This is a genomic window from Chryseobacterium ureilyticum (genome assembly GCF_900156735.1).
Classification (GTDB): Bacteria; Bacteroidota; Bacteroidia; order Flavobacteriales; family Weeksellaceae; genus Chryseobacterium; species Chryseobacterium ureilyticum.
In genome coordinates this window covers 102,251-121,594 of sequence record NZ_FTOL01000010.1, presented here as the reverse complement: position 1 = coordinate 121,594, position 19,344 = coordinate 102,251, and the positions used below count along the sequence as shown (strand labels likewise).

General features: G+C 33.1%; 15 protein-coding genes. 9 read left to right on the top strand and 6 right to left on the bottom strand.

What is annotated here, in order from left to right; all coding sequences use genetic code 11:
* The first annotated feature begins 443 nt into the window (after positions 1-443).
* The 5 genes from BW983_RS20955 to BW983_RS20935 all read left to right on the top strand — a co-directional run bounded on the left by BW983_RS20955 (position 444) and on the right by BW983_RS20935 (position 6,757).
* Positions 444-1,610: a T9SS type A sorting domain-containing protein gene (locus BW983_RS20955; protein WP_076553746.1), complete on the top strand. Its 1,167-nt coding sequence runs from the start codon at positions 444-446 to the stop codon at positions 1,608-1,610.
* A gap of 139 nt (positions 1,611-1,749) precedes the next feature.
* The gene (locus BW983_RS20950; RefSeq protein WP_076553745.1) at positions 1,750-4,401 is read left to right on the top strand and encodes a 4-alpha-glucanotransferase; all 2,652 of its coding nucleotides are present in this window, start codon (positions 1,750-1,752) and stop codon (positions 4,399-4,401) included.
* A gap of 139 nt (positions 4,402-4,540) precedes the next feature.
* A complete protein-coding gene (locus BW983_RS20945; protein WP_076553744.1) occupies positions 4,541-5,494 on the top strand; it encodes a hypothetical protein in 954 nt (317 codons plus the stop codon).
* Positions 5,495-5,673: 179 nt separating this feature from the next.
* The gene (locus BW983_RS20940) at positions 5,674-6,120 is read left to right on the top strand and encodes a hypothetical protein (RefSeq protein ID WP_076553743.1); all 447 of its coding nucleotides are present in this window, start codon (positions 5,674-5,676) and stop codon (positions 6,118-6,120) included.
* Positions 6,121-6,247: 127 nt separating this feature from the next.
* The gene (locus tag BW983_RS20935) at positions 6,248-6,757 is read left to right on the top strand and encodes a ferritin (protein ID WP_065393445.1); all 510 of its coding nucleotides are present in this window, start codon (positions 6,248-6,250) and stop codon (positions 6,755-6,757) included.
* 995 nt (positions 6,758-7,752) lie between these two features.
* On the opposite strand, the gene BW983_RS20925 is transcribed toward BW983_RS20935, so the two are convergent.
* Complete coding sequence (locus BW983_RS20925) at positions 7,753-10,893, bottom strand: UvrD-helicase domain-containing protein (RefSeq protein WP_076553741.1); 3,141 nt, start codon at positions 10,891-10,893, stop codon at positions 7,753-7,755.
* A 182-nt stretch (positions 10,894-11,075) separates the two neighbouring features.
* Here BW983_RS20925 and BW983_RS20920 point away from each other — a divergent pair, with 182 nt between their 5' ends.
* From BW983_RS20920 to BW983_RS20905, 4 genes are all read left to right on the top strand, one after another.
* Positions 11,076-11,819 carry a hypothetical protein gene (locus BW983_RS20920; protein ID WP_076553740.1) on the top strand — a complete coding sequence of 248 codons (744 nt, stop codon included), beginning with the start codon at positions 11,076-11,078 and terminating at the stop codon, positions 11,817-11,819.
* A gap of 3 nt (positions 11,820-11,822) precedes the next feature.
* Entirely contained in the window at positions 11,823-12,638 is an 816-nt protein-coding gene (locus tag BW983_RS20915) for a hypothetical protein (RefSeq protein WP_076553739.1), read from the top strand.
* Between the two features lie 31 nt (positions 12,639-12,669).
* Entirely contained in the window at positions 12,670-13,479 is an 810-nt protein-coding gene (locus BW983_RS20910; protein ID WP_228409051.1) for a carboxypeptidase-like regulatory domain-containing protein, read from the top strand.
* 97 nt (positions 13,480-13,576) lie between these two features.
* Complete coding sequence (locus tag BW983_RS20905; RefSeq protein WP_076553738.1) at positions 13,577-14,311, top strand: SIMPL domain-containing protein; 735 nt, start codon at positions 13,577-13,579, stop codon at positions 14,309-14,311.
* A gap of 60 nt (positions 14,312-14,371) precedes the next feature.
* Here the strand turns inward: BW983_RS20905 and BW983_RS20900 are convergent, their stop codons facing one another.
* Genes BW983_RS20900 through BW983_RS20880 form a run of 5 tightly spaced genes read right to left on the bottom strand, consistent with a single transcriptional unit; the run spans position 14,372 to position 19,283 of the window.
* Positions 14,372-14,884, bottom strand: a complete 513-nt coding sequence (locus tag BW983_RS20900) for a GNAT family N-acetyltransferase (protein WP_076553737.1) — start codon at positions 14,882-14,884, stop codon at positions 14,372-14,374.
* A 2-nt stretch (positions 14,885-14,886) separates the two neighbouring features.
* Complete coding sequence (locus BW983_RS20895) at positions 14,887-15,108, bottom strand: PspC family transcriptional regulator (protein WP_034695702.1); 222 nt, start codon at positions 15,106-15,108, stop codon at positions 14,887-14,889.
* A 1-nt stretch (position 15,109) separates the two neighbouring features.
* The gene (locus tag BW983_RS20890) at positions 15,110-16,372 is read right to left on the bottom strand and encodes a DUF2851 family protein (protein ID WP_076553736.1); all 1,263 of its coding nucleotides are present in this window, start codon (positions 16,370-16,372) and stop codon (positions 15,110-15,112) included.
* A 27-nt stretch (positions 16,373-16,399) separates the two neighbouring features.
* Positions 16,400-17,548: an N-acetyl-alpha-D-glucosaminyl L-malate synthase BshA gene (gene bshA / locus BW983_RS20885; RefSeq protein WP_076553735.1), complete on the bottom strand. Its 1,149-nt coding sequence runs from the start codon at positions 17,546-17,548 to the stop codon at positions 16,400-16,402.
* Between the two features lie 4 nt (positions 17,549-17,552).
* The gene (locus tag BW983_RS20880; protein ID WP_076553734.1) at positions 17,553-19,283 is read right to left on the bottom strand and encodes a glycoside hydrolase family 3 protein; all 1,731 of its coding nucleotides are present in this window, start codon (positions 19,281-19,283) and stop codon (positions 17,553-17,555) included.
* Positions 19,284-19,344: the final 61 nt, after the last annotated feature.

Below are 19,344 nucleotides of genomic sequence, written 5' to 3'. Positions count from 1 at the left end.
GCGCCGATGGTACTGCTAACGCGGGAGAGTAGGTCGCCGCCAGTTTTTATTTTATTTTTAAAAGTCTCATACAGTAATGTATGAGACTTTTTTTTTGCTCTATACCCAGAGCACTATATCCAAAACTATTCTTAAATACACAATTACCCAACAAAAACTCCCCCATACTCATTATTTTTTGGTTACTTCCTAGCCCTGTGCTCGTAACGGTTACCCCGCAGCATGCGCTGGAATGTTATGGCGCGAGGAGTAGGAGTGGATAGCAGAAAATAGCTCCTGAAAATTGAATTAATAATTATTACGGATATTGGTTCAATAAATAATTACATTTTTCATTAAGTTTTATAAATATTATTCAAATCAAAGAATTTTTTTGTTTTTTGAATTTTTAAATTATGTAACTTAGTTATATCAAATTGATTACGAACTAAAATATATATACTATGAAAAAACATTTATTCCCTTTATTTTTATTGTTCTCTAGTGCAAACGTTCAGGCACAGCAAGATTTTTTTGCTATTGTTGGTAAAGAAACTTCTGGTATTAATTTCAGTGACTTTAGAATGCTAGATGGTATTAATGGAACTTCCACAGAGAAAATTTTTACATCAGATTCTCCGTCTAAAATCTTTTCGCAAACAAGGAGAGGTATTGTGGTTGAAGACAGAAATTCATTTAATAATTCTCAGGCAGTAACAATGGCTGCTCTGGCTTATGATTCCTCCAATAATAATCTTGTTTATATGCCTATGTTTTCGTCTAATATTTATATGTTAAATGCTAAAACGAAGGAAATTACATTGATTGAGAATGATGTTGTAAGAGTTTCGTCTTGTGATATCAACTCTCATATTACAAGAATGACAACAGGATCTGATGGTAATATTTATGCTGTCAATAATGCAGGAGCTCAGTTTCTACAAATTAGTAAAAAAAATGGACATTATGTTGTAACTGATTTAGGTATCATTAAAGATGATGTATCCAATGGTAAGAATTCTTTTACTGCTATGGAGAGCGGTTTTGGTGGAGATATGATTGCTGATATGGAAAATAATTTTTATGTTTTTGCTGCATCAGGAAATGTTTTTAAAGTTTCTCCTAAAGAATTAAAAGCAAAATTTGTTGGTAAAATTACTGGTATTCCGGATAACTATTCTGTAAATGGATCGGCAGTAAATGAACAAAGAAAAGTAGTAATAGCAAGTGCCAAAGGATCTCCGTTATATGAAGTAGATTTGACTACTTTACAGGCAAAAAAGTTGCCAGGTGAACAAAATTTACATATTTATGATCTTGCTAGCAAACATTTTATTAATGACAAGGTTTCTCCTAATAATAGTTCCAATGGTATAGATATTTACCCTACAAGAGTAGATGAGCATTATATTAACGTACACATCAACAATAGAAATCTAAAAGGGAATCTTAAACTTAATATTTATGATCTTTCAGGAAAAAATATAATAGCTCAAACTTTATCGGTTAAAGATAACTCTACAGATCAAAAAATCTATCTTAAGGAACTTATTAAGGGAGCTTATATTGTTAGCATAACTGATGAAGCCGGAAAAATAGTAATGAATAAAAAGATCTTGGTAACAGAATAATATATTAAGAAATTTATACTAAAATATTTGACTTATCACTAAACCTTTTCTGTGTATTGAAAAGGTTTTTTAATGATTATTTGATATTCAAGAAGTTTTATTTTTCAATATTTAACACTACTTTTATAAAAAAATATAGATGAAGCTATACTTTAATGTAGAATATATTGTAAAGGCTGGAGAAAATCTACAGTTGGTCATAAGTGAGGAAGGTGCTACGGCTCATATCCATACTATGTTTTCTGCAGAGAACGGTTTATGGAAATGTGAGGTGGATTATTTTTCAAAATCCATTTCCTATCAGTATCGGGTGGTGAATGAAAAAGGAAATATTTTAAGAGACGAATTTGTTTCACATCATCTAAATTTCCCCCATAATTATAAAGAGTTTGTGATTTTTGATGAATGGAATAATAAAAATTTTCCGGAAAACTATTTAAACAACAAAGTTCTTTATAATAAATTTCACGATTTTACTCCAGAGAAATCTACTGTTCTAAAAAAGCATACTCATTTATTCAGGATTGAAGCTCCTATCTATAACCGTGACTGGAGAATTGTACTGTTTGGAAGTACGGCCTCTCTAGGAAATTGGGATTATGGTAAGATAATTCCGTTGTACCAGACAGATTTTGGTGTCTGGGAAACTTCCGTTGAAATCCCTGAGGATGAATTTATTCAGTTTAAATACTGTATTTACGATAAGAAAGAAGGTAGAGTAATTGATGTAGAAACGGGTGAAAACAGATTTACTGCTGCAAATCCGCAGGAAGATGTTTTACAGATTGTATCCAATCATTACTTTAAATTTAAAGGTTATCAAATGTATCATGATGCAGGAGTTGCTGTTCCCGTATTCTCTTTAAGAAGTGAAGATGGATTTGGAGTAGGAGAGTTTACAGACCTTAAAAAGCTTGCCGACTGGACGAAGGAAACCAATCTTGGAATTATCCAGATTCTTCCTATCAATGATACTACAGCAAACTATTCATGGACGGATTCATATCCTTATGCTGCAGTATCTGTTTATGCTTTACATCCACAATATATTTCACTTGAAAAGCTTGATTTTCCTTTACCGAAAGAACTCGTTAATGAGTATGGTACTGAGAAAGAAGCATTAAACAATCTTGATCTGATTGACTATGAAAAGATGATCCAAGGTAAATGGAAGTACCTGAAAGCTGTTTTCTATGCAGAAAAAGATAAGATTTATAAAGATAGAAACTTTAAAAAGTTTATCAAAGATAATGAGTATTGGTTAGTTCCTTATGCTGCATTCTGCGTATTAAGGGATAAATATAAAACACCAAATTTTAATGAGTGGAAAACTCACAAAAAATATATCGCAGGAAAGATTCTACAATTTGTTTCAACAAAAAGTAAAGATTATGATATTTCAATGCTTCATGCTTGGGTTCAATATCAACTTCACGTACAGTTGAAAGATGCAGTAGATTATACTCATAGTTTGGGAATTTCTTTAAAAGGAGATTTACCAATCGGAATCTACAGATATTCTGTAGAAGCCTGGACAGAACCAGAATTATTCGGAATGGATTTTCAGGCTGGAGCACCACCTGATCAGTTTACAGAACTCGGACAGAACTGGGAATTCCCAACTTACAACTGGGAAGCAATGAAAGCCGATGATTACAGATGGTGGAAAAACAGGTTTAAAGCATTGGAGCAATATTTCGATGCAATGAGAATCGATCACATATTAGGTTTCTTCAGAATCTGGAGAATGCCTATATCTGCCGTACAGGGAATTTTAGGGTACTTTTATCCGGCTGTCCCTATTGTATTAGATGAATTTAAAGCATGGCAGATTCCGTTCAAATTTGACAGGTATTGTAAGCCATTTATCAACAATGAAATCTTATGGAAATATTTTGCAGGAGATAGCGAAAAAGCCATCGCGTTTATGGATCGTAATGAAGATGGTACATATTCATTTAAAGAAGAATTTAACACCCAGAGAAAGCTGGTAGATTCGTTCAATAAAAAGGCACTTGGTCTTTTTGAGGAGAAACTGGTTTCACTTTGTGCTAATGTACTATTCTTAACAGAAGAACGAAACGGAGAAACTGTTTATCATCCAAGGTTCAATGTTTATGGTACAGAATCCTATAAATATCTTCCGGAAGCCGAACAGAAAAATATATATGATCTTTACCACGATTATTTCTTCAGAAGGCAAGATCATTTATGGTACGAAAAAGCTATGGAGAAGCTTCCTGTTATCCTGAATGCTACAAAAATGCTGATCTGTGGTGAAGATCTGGGAATGGTACCTGCATGCGTACCTGTTGTTATGGATGAATTGGCAATCATTGCGCTTAAAGTTCAGCGTATGCCTTCTGAAAATATTCCTTTCTATGATCCTAAAAATGCCAGTTATATGAATGTAGTAACAGCTTCATCCCATGATAGCTCTACATTAAGACAATGGTGGAAAGAAGATCCTGCTTTGACACAGAAGTATTTTAATCAGCAATTGATTCAATATGGAAAAGCTCCTCAAGAATTGACGCCTTATTTGGCAGAAATTATCATGAAGCAACATCTTTATAATGAATCTATGCTGGCAATCTTCCCTATTCAGGAGTTCCTGGCAACAGATGAGAGACTTACCAATAATAAAATAGATAATGAAAGGATTAATAATCCGGCTGTTTTCCCTCATTATTGGCGTTATAGAATGCATTTGAAGCTAGAGGATCTAAAAGAACAAAAAGTATTTAACGAAAAAATAGCTCACTGGATTAAAGATAGTGGAAGGTTATAAATTTAACACTTGATTATCAGTTTGTTATCGATATTTTGAAAGAAGTTTAATCTCAGGATTTAACTTCTTTTTTTTATTTGTATCAAAAAGATAGAATTAAGATATTCTGTTATATACTAACCAATTAACGACTATAAAGATGAAAAAAATATTTTTAGGATTAGCTTTTGGGCTGGGCGTTTTGACGTCTGCTCAACAATATCCGAATAATGGTTGGGGTGATGATGGTTATTATCAGAATGGTGGCGGTTATTATAATTATGAAGATGACAGGAATTATTTCCCGGATGATTATTATTACAATTATCCTCAGGATTACTATCCGGGTGATTATTATCAAAGCTACTATGACGACTACAGAAATAGTATTATTAATATAGACTGGAATGGTTTCTTTATCCAAAACAGATTAAACCGTTGGCAGGTAGATCAGATTATGAGATTGAATAATCTTTACGCAAGTTTTACTGCCTGGGATAATTTCTATCGTTATAATCCTGATAGATGGTATTATGATAGATTTTATGCTTTGGAAAGAATCATGGGACCAAGGGTATTTGTCGTATTTCAGAATAATTATTACAGAGGAAGAAGTCCCATTGTATATTTCCAGGATTACAGAAGAACATATTATGGACCAAGATATTCTGTAATGCCAAGATATAGAAATGTAAATATCAATATCTACAGAATAGACAGATCAAGATATAGAAGAGCGGATAACCCTACTTTCGAAATCTTCAGAAATACAAGCAGACCGAATAATGGTTTCAGAAACTCAGGCGGAAGTTTCCGTGGAGAAAATAACAATGGAGGCTTTAGAAATAACTCCGAAGGTTTCAGAAATAATTCTGACAATAATAATGGATTCAGAACAAACTCAAATAATAATGGCGGGTTCAGAAACAATAATGGTGGCGGGTTTAGAAGTAATAATGAGGTGAAGAGAGAATCAACGCCTGCAAGAGAAAATAACAGCGGATTCAGAAACGGAAGTAGTGGTGGCTTCAGACAGCAAAGATCTGAAAGCCCTGCTCCAAGCCAAAATCGTAGTAACGGTGGTGGGTTTAGAGGAAGCTTAGTAAGGAATTAATTTTCATATATTATATTTAAGTGGTGTGAAGGACAGGTTTTTATAATCTGTCCTTTTTTTTGCTTTATTTTTAATTTATTTTTATTAAAAATTAACATTATTTACGAATGTGTTAATTTAACTTATGGTTTAATGATTAATCCAAAAGGTATAATAACAATTAATTAAATTTTAAAGAGATGAAAAAATTAGTTTTAGCAATAGCATTTATCGGTATGGGAAGTTTTGCAATGGCACAACAGACAACTCCACAGGATAGAGAAACAAGGAGAGCAGAAATGCAGCAGAAAATGCAACAAAAAGAGCAGGAACATATGGCACAGATGCAGAAGGATCTTAACCTTAATCCATCACAAGTAGCTCAGATAAAAACATTGCATGAAAAAAGAAAATCTGAAATGAAAGCAGAGTTTGAAAAGAATAAAGAAGTAAGACAAGCTAAAATGGAGGATATGAAGGCTAAAAGAGCACAAATGGACGCTGATATGAAGAAAATCCTTACTCCTGAACAATATGATAAATGGCAGGTTGACAGAAAAGCTAAGATGGAACAGAAAAGAATGGCAATGAAGGATAGAAGAATGATGAAAAAGCCGATGAATACTGCTGCTCCGGAAGCAAAATAACAGTTCATAATTTTGATTTTTTAATGTGTAAAGGATGGAGTTTTTTCCATCCTTTCTGTATTAATTTTCCGTAAAACTTTTGATTTCGGGCATTTATTCCCTATTTTTGAATATAAATTTAATACTTATGGTTAGCGAAAAAATTGCAAAATTAATTAACGAACAAATTTCTCACGAACAATACGCCGCTCAATATTATCTTTCAATGTCTGCATGGTTTTCAGGTAAAGACCTGGACGGAATTGCCAACTACTTCAGAGTACAAAGCAAAGAAGAATTAATGCACGCAGATAAAATGTTTGATTACCTGAATGACGTAGGTGGAGAGATCATCATCGGAGAAATTCCAAAACCTCCACATGAGTTCGAAAGTGCAACGGATATTTTTGAAAAAGCATTGGCACATGAAAAAGTAGTTACTAAAAGTATTTTTAATATTGTAAAGAATGCTAACGAAGAAGGAGATTTTGCAACAACATCGTTCCTTCAATGGTTCATCAACGAACAGGTAGAAGAAGAGGCAAGTGCTTCTCAGTACGTAACAAAGATCAAAATGGTATGCGATAATCCATCTGCATTATACCTTTTTGACCAGGAATTATCTCAAAGAGTATTTACTCCTGATACAACTGCTTAAAAATTTAAAACGTTTTAAACAATAAGAAACCGCTGTTCTATAGAATAGTGGTTTTTTTATATAGTGATATCAATATTCAATAGAAGTGAGCTTTAATCCAATTTAAAGCAAAAATAAACAGCCAGGTCAGCTTTGCACAAACTTATTATTCAGATATTGTATGTGATTTATTTTTAGTACTTTATTTTTAATCTATGTTTTTAGTTTAATATTATTGCTATTATAAAACGTTTTGTATAAGAGTGACTATTATTAATAGTATAAAGTGAAAAGAGCGAAACAATGGATAATAGATATAAAGCAAACAGTAAAATTAATTTTTTGCTAGCCATTTCTTTTTTCTGGATAAAATAAGCTTGTAGCAGAAATAATATCGGATATAATATGGTAATGAATATGAAGGAAATAAAAAGATAGGTCATGAGCAACGAAAATATACTTTGAGAATTGATGGTATCAGGATTCTGATTAAAGTAAATATGTGCCGTTTTATCCCAATAATAGATAATAGTTAAGACAATGAAGAGACTAAAGCTGATCCATTGAAAATGAAATAATGCCTTCCAGTTTTTAAAGATAAAATTTTCAAGCATAAAATTTATTTATTCCGTCTTTGCCTTTGTATTCTGATAGCTAAAATAAAAACAACAGCTCCAATGATACAGCTAGAAAAAAAAGACTTTACAAGATTTTCCGTAGGCATATATCGAAAACCTTCTTTCGTTACCGGCGGATCTATATAATCTAGAATATTAAATACGACAACTCCTGACATAGTCATGGTGATGATACTTATGAGAAAAGATACTAAATATATTTTCATGGGTTTTTAGTTACTTAGAAAATTGTTGCCAACTTTCTAACTTGAATTTTTATCCGTTCAAGTACATAATTGATTAGATTGTAATGTGAATAAAAATAATCAAACCTTTTCTATTTTAGATGTTTTTTATCTTAATTCTATGATATTTTTTAGAAATATAAGGTATTAGGCTTTAAAGGTAAATGATTTGTGTTTTTATAACCTTTTTACCAAGCCTTTTCAGAATATTTTTATATCCCTGTACCTGTAATTCATCTTTCTCTTTTGGTTCCCCGGTTTTAAAATCAACAATAATATAACCATCTTCGCTTTTTAGAATACGGTCTGGTCTTGAAATATAACTTTCTCCATTTTCAGAAATCATGATATCTTTTTCATTGATTACCTCCCATTTATCATCAAAAAATTCCGCATACTTTTTTATGATCTCCTGCAAAGTTGCCTGAATTTCATTCTTCTCTTCAATCGTAATCTGTCCTTCCAGTGCATAACCTTCCAATACTCTGTTAATATCTTTCTCAGTATTGATCTTTGATAAAAGTTCGTGGACGAAAAGTCCAATTCTTACTTTTTCATTACGAACCTGGTAATTTTTGGAAGGAGTGGCAATTTTAATGGAAGTCGTCTTTTCATTCACATTTTTCAGATTCTGAATATTCTGTGTTTTAAAAGTTGAACTTTTGGTTTTTGAATGTTTCTTTAACATCTCAGGATTCACTTCATAAAGATCAAATTCGTCCGCGTTTTCCGTATTTTTTGTTTGAATAAATTCTAACAGCTCCAGATTATTGGACGTCTTATTTGCCTTTTGTAGATAGAAAAACAACTGTTCAACAGGTCTTGTTGTTGCTACGTACTGTAAACATAACCTGTCAATCAGATTTTTATAAGAATTTTTCTTATTAAAGGATTGTATTTGCTCATCATAAACCTCAAGATTCTTGCTAAACTGATTAATATTTACCGATTTTAAAGCAGCACTTTCACTGGTCTCAAACCAGTTCGTAAATTCGCTATCCCTGTTTTTATTAATCATTGGGATAAATACGATTGGAAATTCTAATCCCTTAGACTTATGAATCGTCATGATTTGAATAGCATCAATATTTTCAGAAGCCTGAATTGTATACGAAGAAGCCTCTTCATCCCAATACTTTAAAAACTCTTTTGTACTTACCCCGGCATTTTGAGTAAAGTTGAAAAGCATTTCCAGAAAGTTCAGAAGGAAATCGGTCTCTTTATTCTCTACAGAAAATTCATTAATGTAATATTCAATAAAATTATAAAGATTAAATCTTGGGAAATTATCCTGTTTAAGCTGTAAAGCATATTTCTGCTGAATAAACTGAAGAATCTCATCATGACTTTCAATACTCAGTATTTCCAGCATATTGAGCGTAAAATCTGACATATGAATTTTTCCAAGCGTATTCAGATGATACATCATCATGATCAGGCAAGTTCTATTTTTAGGATTGATCTCCCATCGTAGAAATTCAATTACAGCTTTTAGTGTATTGGATAGTTCCAGTGTAAGACCTTTATCAGATATCGTTTTAATATTTGTTTCCTCACCATTATAATTTACTTTTAAATTACCCAGCTTTTGAGAATAACTGAAAATATCAAAATTTCCACGGCACAGAATTGTAATATCAGAAAACTTAAAGCCGTTATTCAGACACTCCTGAATATCCTTTCGCATACTTTCCGAAGTATCATCATAAAACTCGTCGTTCGTAAGATTTTCTATTAAATTTACTTTTACTCTTCCATCAATTTTTGATTTAGGGCTTTGTTCAGCATCCGTGCCGAAAATATTTTTATGTTCTTCTTCAAGATTTTCGGAATGATATTGATATAGTTCATTATTAAACTGTACAATATTCCTAGCGCTTCGCCAGTTATCCTTTAAAACAAGAAGATCGGCTTCCTTGGGCGAAAACTCCTTTTTGTTGATAATGTCCAGCATCAACTTGCTTTCTCCACCTCGGAATCTGTAGATACTCTGTTTTGGGTCCCCAACTAGTGTAAACGATGTATTTTCAGAGGAGACACTATGATCTCTCAACGGAACAAAATTCTGCCATTGAAGTTCTGAAGTATCCTGAAACTCATCAAAGAAATAATGTTGAAACTGTGAACCTACTTTCTCATAAATAAATGCAGAAGGCTCATTTTTAAGATTTTCATTGATCAGAATATTAAATTTTGAAAGTAAAACAAGATCATTTTCTTCCTCAATCTTTTTAAGCTCATCCTGAATATCTTTATTAACCTTTAAAGGCAGTAAAGCCGATAATACTTTCTCTTTCTTCTGTGTTTCAATATAAAGGAGAATCAATCTCATTCTACATTCAATAAGCTGATCGAGAATTTCAAGAATATCAGTTTCTTTATGCTTTGATTTTGAAGAAGCTCCCTTTCTGTAGTTATTAATCACAGACTCTTCCTGTGTAGTAGGAAAAGGAAATCCTGCTCTTTTCTGTTGATAAAAATCAATGACTTTTGTAAAGAATCCTCCAATTCCGTTTTTGCCCTGTGCAAAGTCTTCTATCTCAATATTTCTGGATTTGAATAAATCTATAGCAGCGGCAGCAAGTTCGGCAGATTGTTTTTTATTCAGGATGATTTCTTTACGGAGCGTATTCTTTATATCTTCATAATTGGCATCATCAAAACTTTCGTTGTTTTTCAGATGTTCATAGTGAATATCTTTCACAAACTCTTTCGCAGAATCATATAGATTTTTGTTAAGATTAATCCTTTCATTATTCTCAAGGCTATAATCTACATAATCCATAAAAGAATTGGAGATCGTTTCATTCTCGCCGATCTGATCCAGCATTTTATCTACTGCTTCAATTAAATATGGTTCCGCTTCAATTTCGAGATTAAAGTTTTTCGCCAATCCCAATTCATAAGAAAAACTTCTTACCAGTCTTGAATTAAAACGGTCAATTGTTCCGATATTCAATGTGGAATAATTATGAAGAATGTGATCCAGTAACTTTTTGGATCGATTGTGTAACTCGTCAATGGTAATTTTCAGACCTTGTTCTTCGAAAGCTTTCTGGATATTCTTAAGATCTGCATTTTCAGCATAATTACCGGCGGCAAAATTTCCAAGCCAGGATAAAATTCTTTCCTTCATCTCATTCGCTGCCTTATTGGTAAAAGTCAACGCGAGAATATTTCTTATTGATTGCTGTTGATTCGGATAACGGAGACAGATCATCAGAAGCCTTTGAACCAGGGCATAAGTTTTCCCAGATCCGGCAGAGGCATTGATGACTGTATAAGAATTTTGCATTGTAGAAAGAGAATTGAGACTGCAAGTTAGCTAAAATTTAAAAGAAACTTTAACAATTTGATCCAGCTGTTTAACAGTTTCCAGGAACAAAAATTGAAAAGAAATATTAAAAGGCGTTAAGGGAGGTTAAACTTATCGGATAATTTAAAAATAATTTTAGCTTTGCTTTATAAAAACAGCCCGTGAAACTAAAACTATTCTTTATTTTATCTCTTCTTCTTTTTCTTCAGGCAAAAGCGCAAAGTTATATTTTCGGGAGAATTACTTCTGAGGGTTCTGAAATACAAGATGTAAATGTGATTAATATCCGAACAGATGAATTGGTGTTATCAAACAGAGATGGACATTTTATGATTTCCGGACGAGCAGGAGACGAACTTCGCTTTGTAAAGGCAGGCTACGAAAGACTGAGCAGAAAAGTGTCTCAGGAAGATACGCAATCTCCCATGAATGTAGGTCTTGTACGGACTATTATCGAAATTCCTGAGGTAGAGGTAAAGCAGGGAATCACCGGAAATCTGAAGATAGATTCAAAAAACTATAACAGACCTAAAAAAGTATTAAAGCTGAATGCCGAAATAAGTCAATATATTTCGCAGAAGTCTGATCCCAGAATATTGGCTGCAAAACCAGGTGAATTTGTACAGCCTAAAGGAGAAGGTTTTGTTGTTGGGAGTGTCAAAGATAAATGGGATGATATTGATCTGATGAAGTATATCAAAGCTAGTTTGGGTGAAGAATATTTTACCAATCTTAAAATAGAAAAACCACTCATTGATCATTTTATTTCCTATGTTTTGGCAGGTGGATTTGAACGAAAAAAGATTTTAAAATACGGATTTTGCAGTGATGCCGATCTTAATAGATTTCAACGATTTGTACTCACAAGAATTTCATCATATCGGGCACCGCAGACGCAAAAATAACCCATGAAAACAATAACCAAACCAAGTTTGTATACGGCTATGCTTTTAATATCCGGTACAGTATTTTCACAACAAAAAATTACAGGAATTGTTACCGATAACAGCAATGTAAATATAAATCCTGTATTGATTGTAAATATTTCAAAACAGACCAATACATTGAGCGATACCTCCGGGAGATTTACAATTGATGCTGCCGAAAATGATGAGATAAGATTCGTAAAAGAAGGATATTTCCGATCAGTTAAAAAAATTTCAGAAGATGATTTTAATACTCCTTTATTGATCATTCTTAAAAGAGAAGAAATTGAAATTCCGGAAGTAAAAATTGCTTTTAAGCCAACTGGAAACCTTGAAAAAGATAGTAAACGTTTTAATGAATCTCAAAAATTAAAAACGTTAAAGTCTGACGTGAATGAATATTTAAAAAGACCATTGAATGAGCCGTTACCTAAAAATACTATTTCAAAAACTTTTAGCGGACATGACTTCAATGCCGGACAAGTAGATGTTTTAAAAGTGATAGGAGCTGCAATAGGATTATTTAATAAAGCCACGAAACCAAAAATTACAAAGGCAACATATGGCGAGTATCAAGCTTTTATGACAAGGCTTAAAAACGAAGTGGATTTAACCTTTCTAAAAAAATATGGAATGGAAGAGGAACAGATTGATGCATTTCTATATTATGCTGAAGACGCGCAGGAACTATCTAAAAAGTACAGAAAAGACTTTAGTAAAGCAGCTATAGAGTTCGAACTGAAAAAGGTCTTTGCAGAATATAGTAAAACGCACAAGTTAACTCCGAATAAAGATTAATATTCGTATTTTTAAGATTCAAAGAATAGGATTGGACAATACATTCAGAAATATAAGAGTACATGGGAAAAAGCTTTTTGTTTTCCTTGTTTTTCTGTGGAGTACACTTCTATTATCCCAACAAACAGTAACTGGGAAAATTATTGATGATAGCGGAGAAAGCTTGAGTGCAGTAACTATTGTTAATATTTCTAATGATAAAAAAATATACTCTAATTCAGAGGGTATATTTTCTATTGAAGCAAATCCCGGTGATGAGCTGAGGTTTGTAAAAGAAGACTTCAGAAGAGTATCCAGAAAAGTTCTTACTAATGGTAGTAATCCACAGTTGTTGATAACTCTGTATCAGATTCCAAAAGATGTAGGAGAAGTAAGGATTGTAAAAAAGCTGACCGGAGATCTTGAGCAGGATTCCAAAATTGTCGCAAAAGTGGACAAAGGAGAACAGGTAAGACAGGCGGTGGGACTTCCGCAGCCCGTTGGTAAGATGAGAGAAAAGCCGGCAGAAGTGAAAAGCGTTCTTTTACCTATACTTCTTGGAAATTTGAATGTACAGGGAGTTTATGATCTGGTAAGCGGTAAAGCAAGAAAACAGAAAAGACAATATCGATACGATGATCTTCAGGAGCATATTGCCTGGGTTAGAAATAGAATCAGCAATGATTATTTTATTCAGGCTGGAATTCCTGGTGATAAAATTTCTGAGTTTATAGAATTTTCCTTTTTAATAAAACCTCAGGTTCGTACCTATGTAAAAGCAAGAAACCTATCCGGAGTAATGCTTAGAATGGAAGAAACTGTACCTGTTTTCCTTGAAAGATTGAAGAACAGCCATAGATAAATAAAGTTTCTTTATTTTAATAATGTTAAAGAAATCTTAAAATAATGGAATGGAAATTGATACAATATTCTCATAATCAAACACAATCCAAAATTTTATGAATAAAAATATTATCGCAGTTGCTGTAGGAGCCTTAGGTTTTGTACTTGGACTTGGCTTTTTGGGAAATGCTATCAAAAACAGAAATAAATCTGAAAATACAATCTCGGTAACAGGTTTGGGAACAAAACAGTTTATTTCAGATCTGATTACGTGGTCCGGAAGTTTTTCTAAAAATAATTTTGATCTGAAATCAGCTTATGATGGACTTGCACAGGACAGAAAAGTGATCAACGACTATTTGCTTTCAAAGGGAATAAAACAAAGTGAAATTGTTTTTTCATCCGTGGATATTCAGAAACAGTTCAGAAGTTATAATGATACCAATGGGAACTATGTACAGGGAGAATTTTCCGGATACAACCTTACCCAGACCGTTTCTATTGAAAGTAAAGAAGTGGGAAAAATAGAAAACCTTTCCAGAAATATTACTGAGATCATCAACCGCGGAATTGAATTTACGTCTTCTTCACCATCTTATTTTTACACAAAATTAGCCACCGTAAAACAGGAAATGATTGCCAGTGCAACAAAAGATGCTAAAGAACGTGCCGAAAAAATTGCAGAAAACTCTGGAAGTAGCCTAGGAAATCTGAAAAAAGCAACTATGGGAGTTATACAGATTACTGCTCCGAATTCAAATGAAGATTATTCTTATGGTGGAACATTCAATACTTCTTCAAAGGAAAAAGAAGCGAGTATCACAATAAAATTAGAATATGAAGTCAACTAAGAATAAATATATAATTGATTTCAAAAAAAAATAACGCCGGAAATCTTCCGGCGTTTTATATTAAGGATAAACTGTATTGCAAATTTCGCTTTTAAGTTCTTCCACATTATCAGGCGTATAATTTGCCAATAACCACAGGTTCAGAGATTTTTTTCCTTCACCATAGCTAGGCTGTACATACGTGGTATCAATCAGTTCAAAACTGTTTCTTTGATAGAAAGAATAACGTCTTTTAGCATCTTCATTCAAGTCTTCGGGTTCTATTTCCAGGATTATTTTAGGATAACTTTCCAGTAAGTATCCCATAATCTGTGATCCTAGTTTTTTACTTCTGAAAGTTTCAAAAACCTCAAAATGTTCTACAAAAACAAAGGAGCTTAACTCCCATAAAATCAGATAACCTACAGCTTCAGACTCATGTACTACAGACATGATCTTTGCCTGTGGAGTTGAAAATAAATCTGTAAACTGCTCTTTATCTCTTTGTTCATCTACAGGAAAAGTCGTCGTATATGAAGTATAGATTTCCTGCACTCTATGATCTTCAGCTGAAGTAATCGGTAAAAATTCCATAATTATAAATCAAAGACACTTGGTCTTCTTGTGATAAAAATATCTTTAATCCACAAAGTAAATGCCAAACCAAGATAGATCAGAAAGAAAAAACCTGCTGTAGCAAAAGTAGAATAAATAAAGAAGATTCTTAATTTGGATACAGGGATTCCCAGCTTAGCGCCCGTTCTCGTCAGAACACCAAACCATTCTCTTTCCATTTTATGACGAATATTACTTAGCATTTCAAGATTCTTTTAAAAGTTTAAATCCAATACTGCAAGTTAAGCAATTTTTTTCGTCACATAAATTTTTATAGTGATAAATAAGACTCTGGCTTTCCAATACATCAGATACAGGTAGACCAAGATTTTTCCATCCTTGAATAACTGAATTTTTTTCAGCAGGAATATTTCTATAAAACTCCATGATCTGATCTGTAATTTCTTCATTGTGATACTTATGATATGTATACTTCAAAGGAAGAACTGTATTAAGGATGATGAGGTCTGTAAAATCTTTACTTAAAGTTTTAGGCTGAAGTTTTGAAACAGTTCGGAAATTGAAATGAGAATCCCAATATTCAGATGCTTTTACAGGTTTAAAAATATCATATAATTCCTCAACTTTTTTAGCAGTCATTATTTTTGAAAATAAATTCTGATGTTGGTAATAAAGATTAGCAAGCTGTGAAAGTCGGATCGTGGGAAAATTAGGAGGTCTGAGTCTTAAAAATTTAGGATGAAATTTTAAATCTGAAATTTTGAATTTGGCTTTGATGAACTCAAATTCTCTTTTCCATATTCTCATCTGGTCATCTTCTGCTTTATCTAGCCATCCTGAAATACCAAAAAGTAAAGCTTCAAGCTGAAAAGGGTTCTGACGGATTTTATTTACAATACTGTAATCAATACTTTCCGCAATCTGTCTGAAGATATGTGCATTCACTTTCAATCCAAAGGAATAGGCAAAACTGTGAAATAAAACGGCTTCAAAATTATTTTTATGAATTTCTAAAGCCTGTTCAAGCTCTAATGACTTTTCCTCTAACTTTTTCAGAATGTTTTCTTCATGAAAGTTGACAGGAATTTTTTCCTTATTAAAAATATCTTCACAAGCAATGAATTGATCTCCATTGATGAGTTTTTCATATTTACTGATGATATTTTCATCAATATAATGCTTCAGTTCTAAGGTAGGTATTCTTTTATCAGTAAATTCGGAGATTTCAGTATCATGTAGAAAAACAACATGAAGAATGATATTTTGATAGTTGGGATCCTGAGAATGATTATGAAAGATCCAGTCTGAAGAACGGATGTGGAGTTCTATATTTCCGGCAAGAACCAAGCCGTTGATTTTTATTTTTGCATCCAGAAAATCAGGACCTGCATCTTTATTCCATTTCCCGAATTGTATGATTTCAACGGAATTTCCTTCAATATCCTTGAAGTCAAAATATTTGAAAACCTTATAGTTCCAAAGATATTGAAGTAATTTTTCCGTCATAGTGTGACGATAAATATAATAGAAATATTATACTTTCGTCAACTCATTTTTAAAATTTTCTATAGTCGTTCTATACATTTTCTCATAGATAGGAAGAATGTTTTTCAAATCGAATTTTATAGCCTGTTCTTTCGCATTTTCTTTCATCTTGGTTAAAAGTTCTTCATTGCTCAATAACTTGATTGTATAGTTGCTCATTGCTTCTACGTTTCCAATCTCTGCTAAATATCCTGTTTCTCCCTGAATGTTCACTTCAGGAATTCCTCCTGCGTTTGAACTGATCACCGGCGTATAAGCTGCCATAGCCTCTAATGCTGCCAATCCAAAGCTTTCCTGCTCGGAAGGAAGAAGAAATACATCGGAAAGCTGTAGGATTTTGTAAAGATCATTCACTTTCCCCAAAAGACGGATTTTTGAAATAAGATCCGGATTTTCTTCAAGGAATTGATTTACCTTTTCCATATCGGGACCTTCACCAATAATGATAAGCTTGGATTTTACCTTTTTCTCTACATTCTTAAAGATCTGAAGTACTTCATCCACACGCTTTACAGGACGTAGATTTGATACGTGGATCAATATTTTCTCATCAGGATTAGCAAACTGCGTTCTCTGGCATTCTGAACAGTCATCAAACTCTGTATTATCAATAAAATTGGTAATCACCTGAATCTCTTTTTTGATATTAAAGAACTGAAGTGTATCTTTTTTCAGACTTTCAGAAACCGAAGTAATAGCATCTGATTTATTGATGGAAAACTCTACAGCGTGTTTATAGCTTGGATGTTGCCCTACAAGAGTAATATCTGTTCCATGTAATGTTGTCACCAAAGGAATATCATTATTGTCCTCCTGTAACATTTGCTTAGCTGTAAAGGCTGCATATGCATAAGGAATAGCATAATGAGCATGTAAAAGATCCAGTTTGTAAAGGTTGACAACCCTGTAGATCATAGAACTTAATGCAATATCATAAGGCTGATACTGGAAAAGAGGGTAGGTCTGAACATTTACTCTGTGAAAGAAAATATTTGGGTTGGTGATGTCTAATCTTGCGGGAAGTGCCGAGCTTATGAAATGTACTTCATATCCTTTATTGGCAAGAGACATTCCCAGTTCCGTTGCTACAATTCCGCTTCCTCCATATGTTGGATAGCAAAGTATGCCTATTTTCATTAGATTATTTTTGTTTTGATGTTGTGTTATTTTGTACAGGAGTAGGAACGTTAGCCTCCAGGTCTATACCCATTCCTGCTTTCAACTGATCGTTAACTAAAACAGGAAGTTTTCCCCATATTTTTGTTTTCCCCAGTAAAGCATCTGCAGTCGCATTCATCGAATCGTCATTGTTTTCATAAGAAACAAGAACTGTTGAGATTTTTGAGATATCAAGATCCTTTAGAGCGTAGGCACTTCCAAATACATTAAGGATTATATTTTGTTTTTTAGCTGTTAAGTCTGCAAGTACTTTCTTCGATTCTTCAGAAATTTTATAAGGCTTATAAGCTGTTGAATTATCCTTATGAAGTCCTACAATTATTGTAGAACCTGCGGGGATGCTGTTGATTTCGTTAGCTTTTTTAATAACAATATTGGCTCCCATTTTATTGGCAAAAGCCTGATAAGGCGCTTCTTCCAAAGGAATGTAATAAACCTGTTTTCCTGTTAATGGGAGTAGGTTTTTCTCATCCTTTATTAAGGTCAATGCGTTGGCGTAAAGGTTTTGAACTAATGTTGTGTGAGAACTGTTATCAAGATCAGCATTGATGTTTTCCGGATTCTTTGGAGTATATTTTGTAAGTCCTAAGAAATATTTTGTCAATAAGATCTTCTTTACACTTTCATCCACTCTGGATTGAGGAATCTCTTTACTATCGATAGCTTTTTGGATCAGTTTTTTTCCTTCAGAAACTCCCTGAGAGAAAAGCATAATATCGTTACCTGCTTTAAATGCTAAGGCATCCAATTCACCAGGTTTATACTTATTGGCAACTGCTCCCATATTTAAGGCATCAGTAATGATTAGACCTTTATAGCCTAATTTACCTTTCAATAAACCGGTAATAATATTTTTCGAAACAGAAGCCGGAATTCCTTTTCCCGATTCCAGCGTGGGAACATATAGATGCGCGACCATTACTCCTCCGATTCCTTCGCCCATCAAAGCTTTGAAAGGTGCTAGTTCTATTGAACTCAATCTTTCCATATTGTGAGAAACTACCGGAAGATCAAGGTGTGAATCTGTACTTGTATCACCATGACCAGGGAAGTGTTTAATGGCTGCCAATATATTGTTATCCTGAAGTCCGTTTGAGTAGGAGAGAGCAGAGCTGATCACATTATCTACTTCAGAACCAAAACTTCTGTTACCAATAATAGGATTATTTGGATTCGTATTGACATCTACAACAGGTGCAAAATCCCAGTTGATTCCCATTCTGTGGCAATCTTCTGCTATTTTTGCAGCCATTTGGTACACTAAAGTCTTATCTTGAATAGCTCCAAGAGTCATTGCCCAAGGGAATTTATGTGCTCTTGCAATTCTTTGGAATAATCCCCATTCAGCATCCATTCCGATCATTAACGGAATTTTAGAAGTCTGTTGAAATTCATTAACCAGATTGATTTCTTTTGCTGCATCATCCTGCATTAAGATTAAACCACCTATTTTATCATTAGCAACAATATTCCTTACCTGATTGATATAGTTTTCTCCTTTATTGGTATAAAGTGCAACAATAAACAATTGTCCCAGCTTTTCATCCTGAGATAGATTTTTATAGGTATTATCTACCCATTCCTGAGCTTTTTTGAGATCTTCCTTAGAAGTGTTTTTAGGCTGATACTGGGCATTGATTTTAGGACTTATCAATGCAGCAATAAAGATTGAAGTATATAATAATTTCTTCATGACTTTTTGAATAAGAACAAAAATACAATTAAAAAAATTGACGAAAACAAAGTTTTTGAAA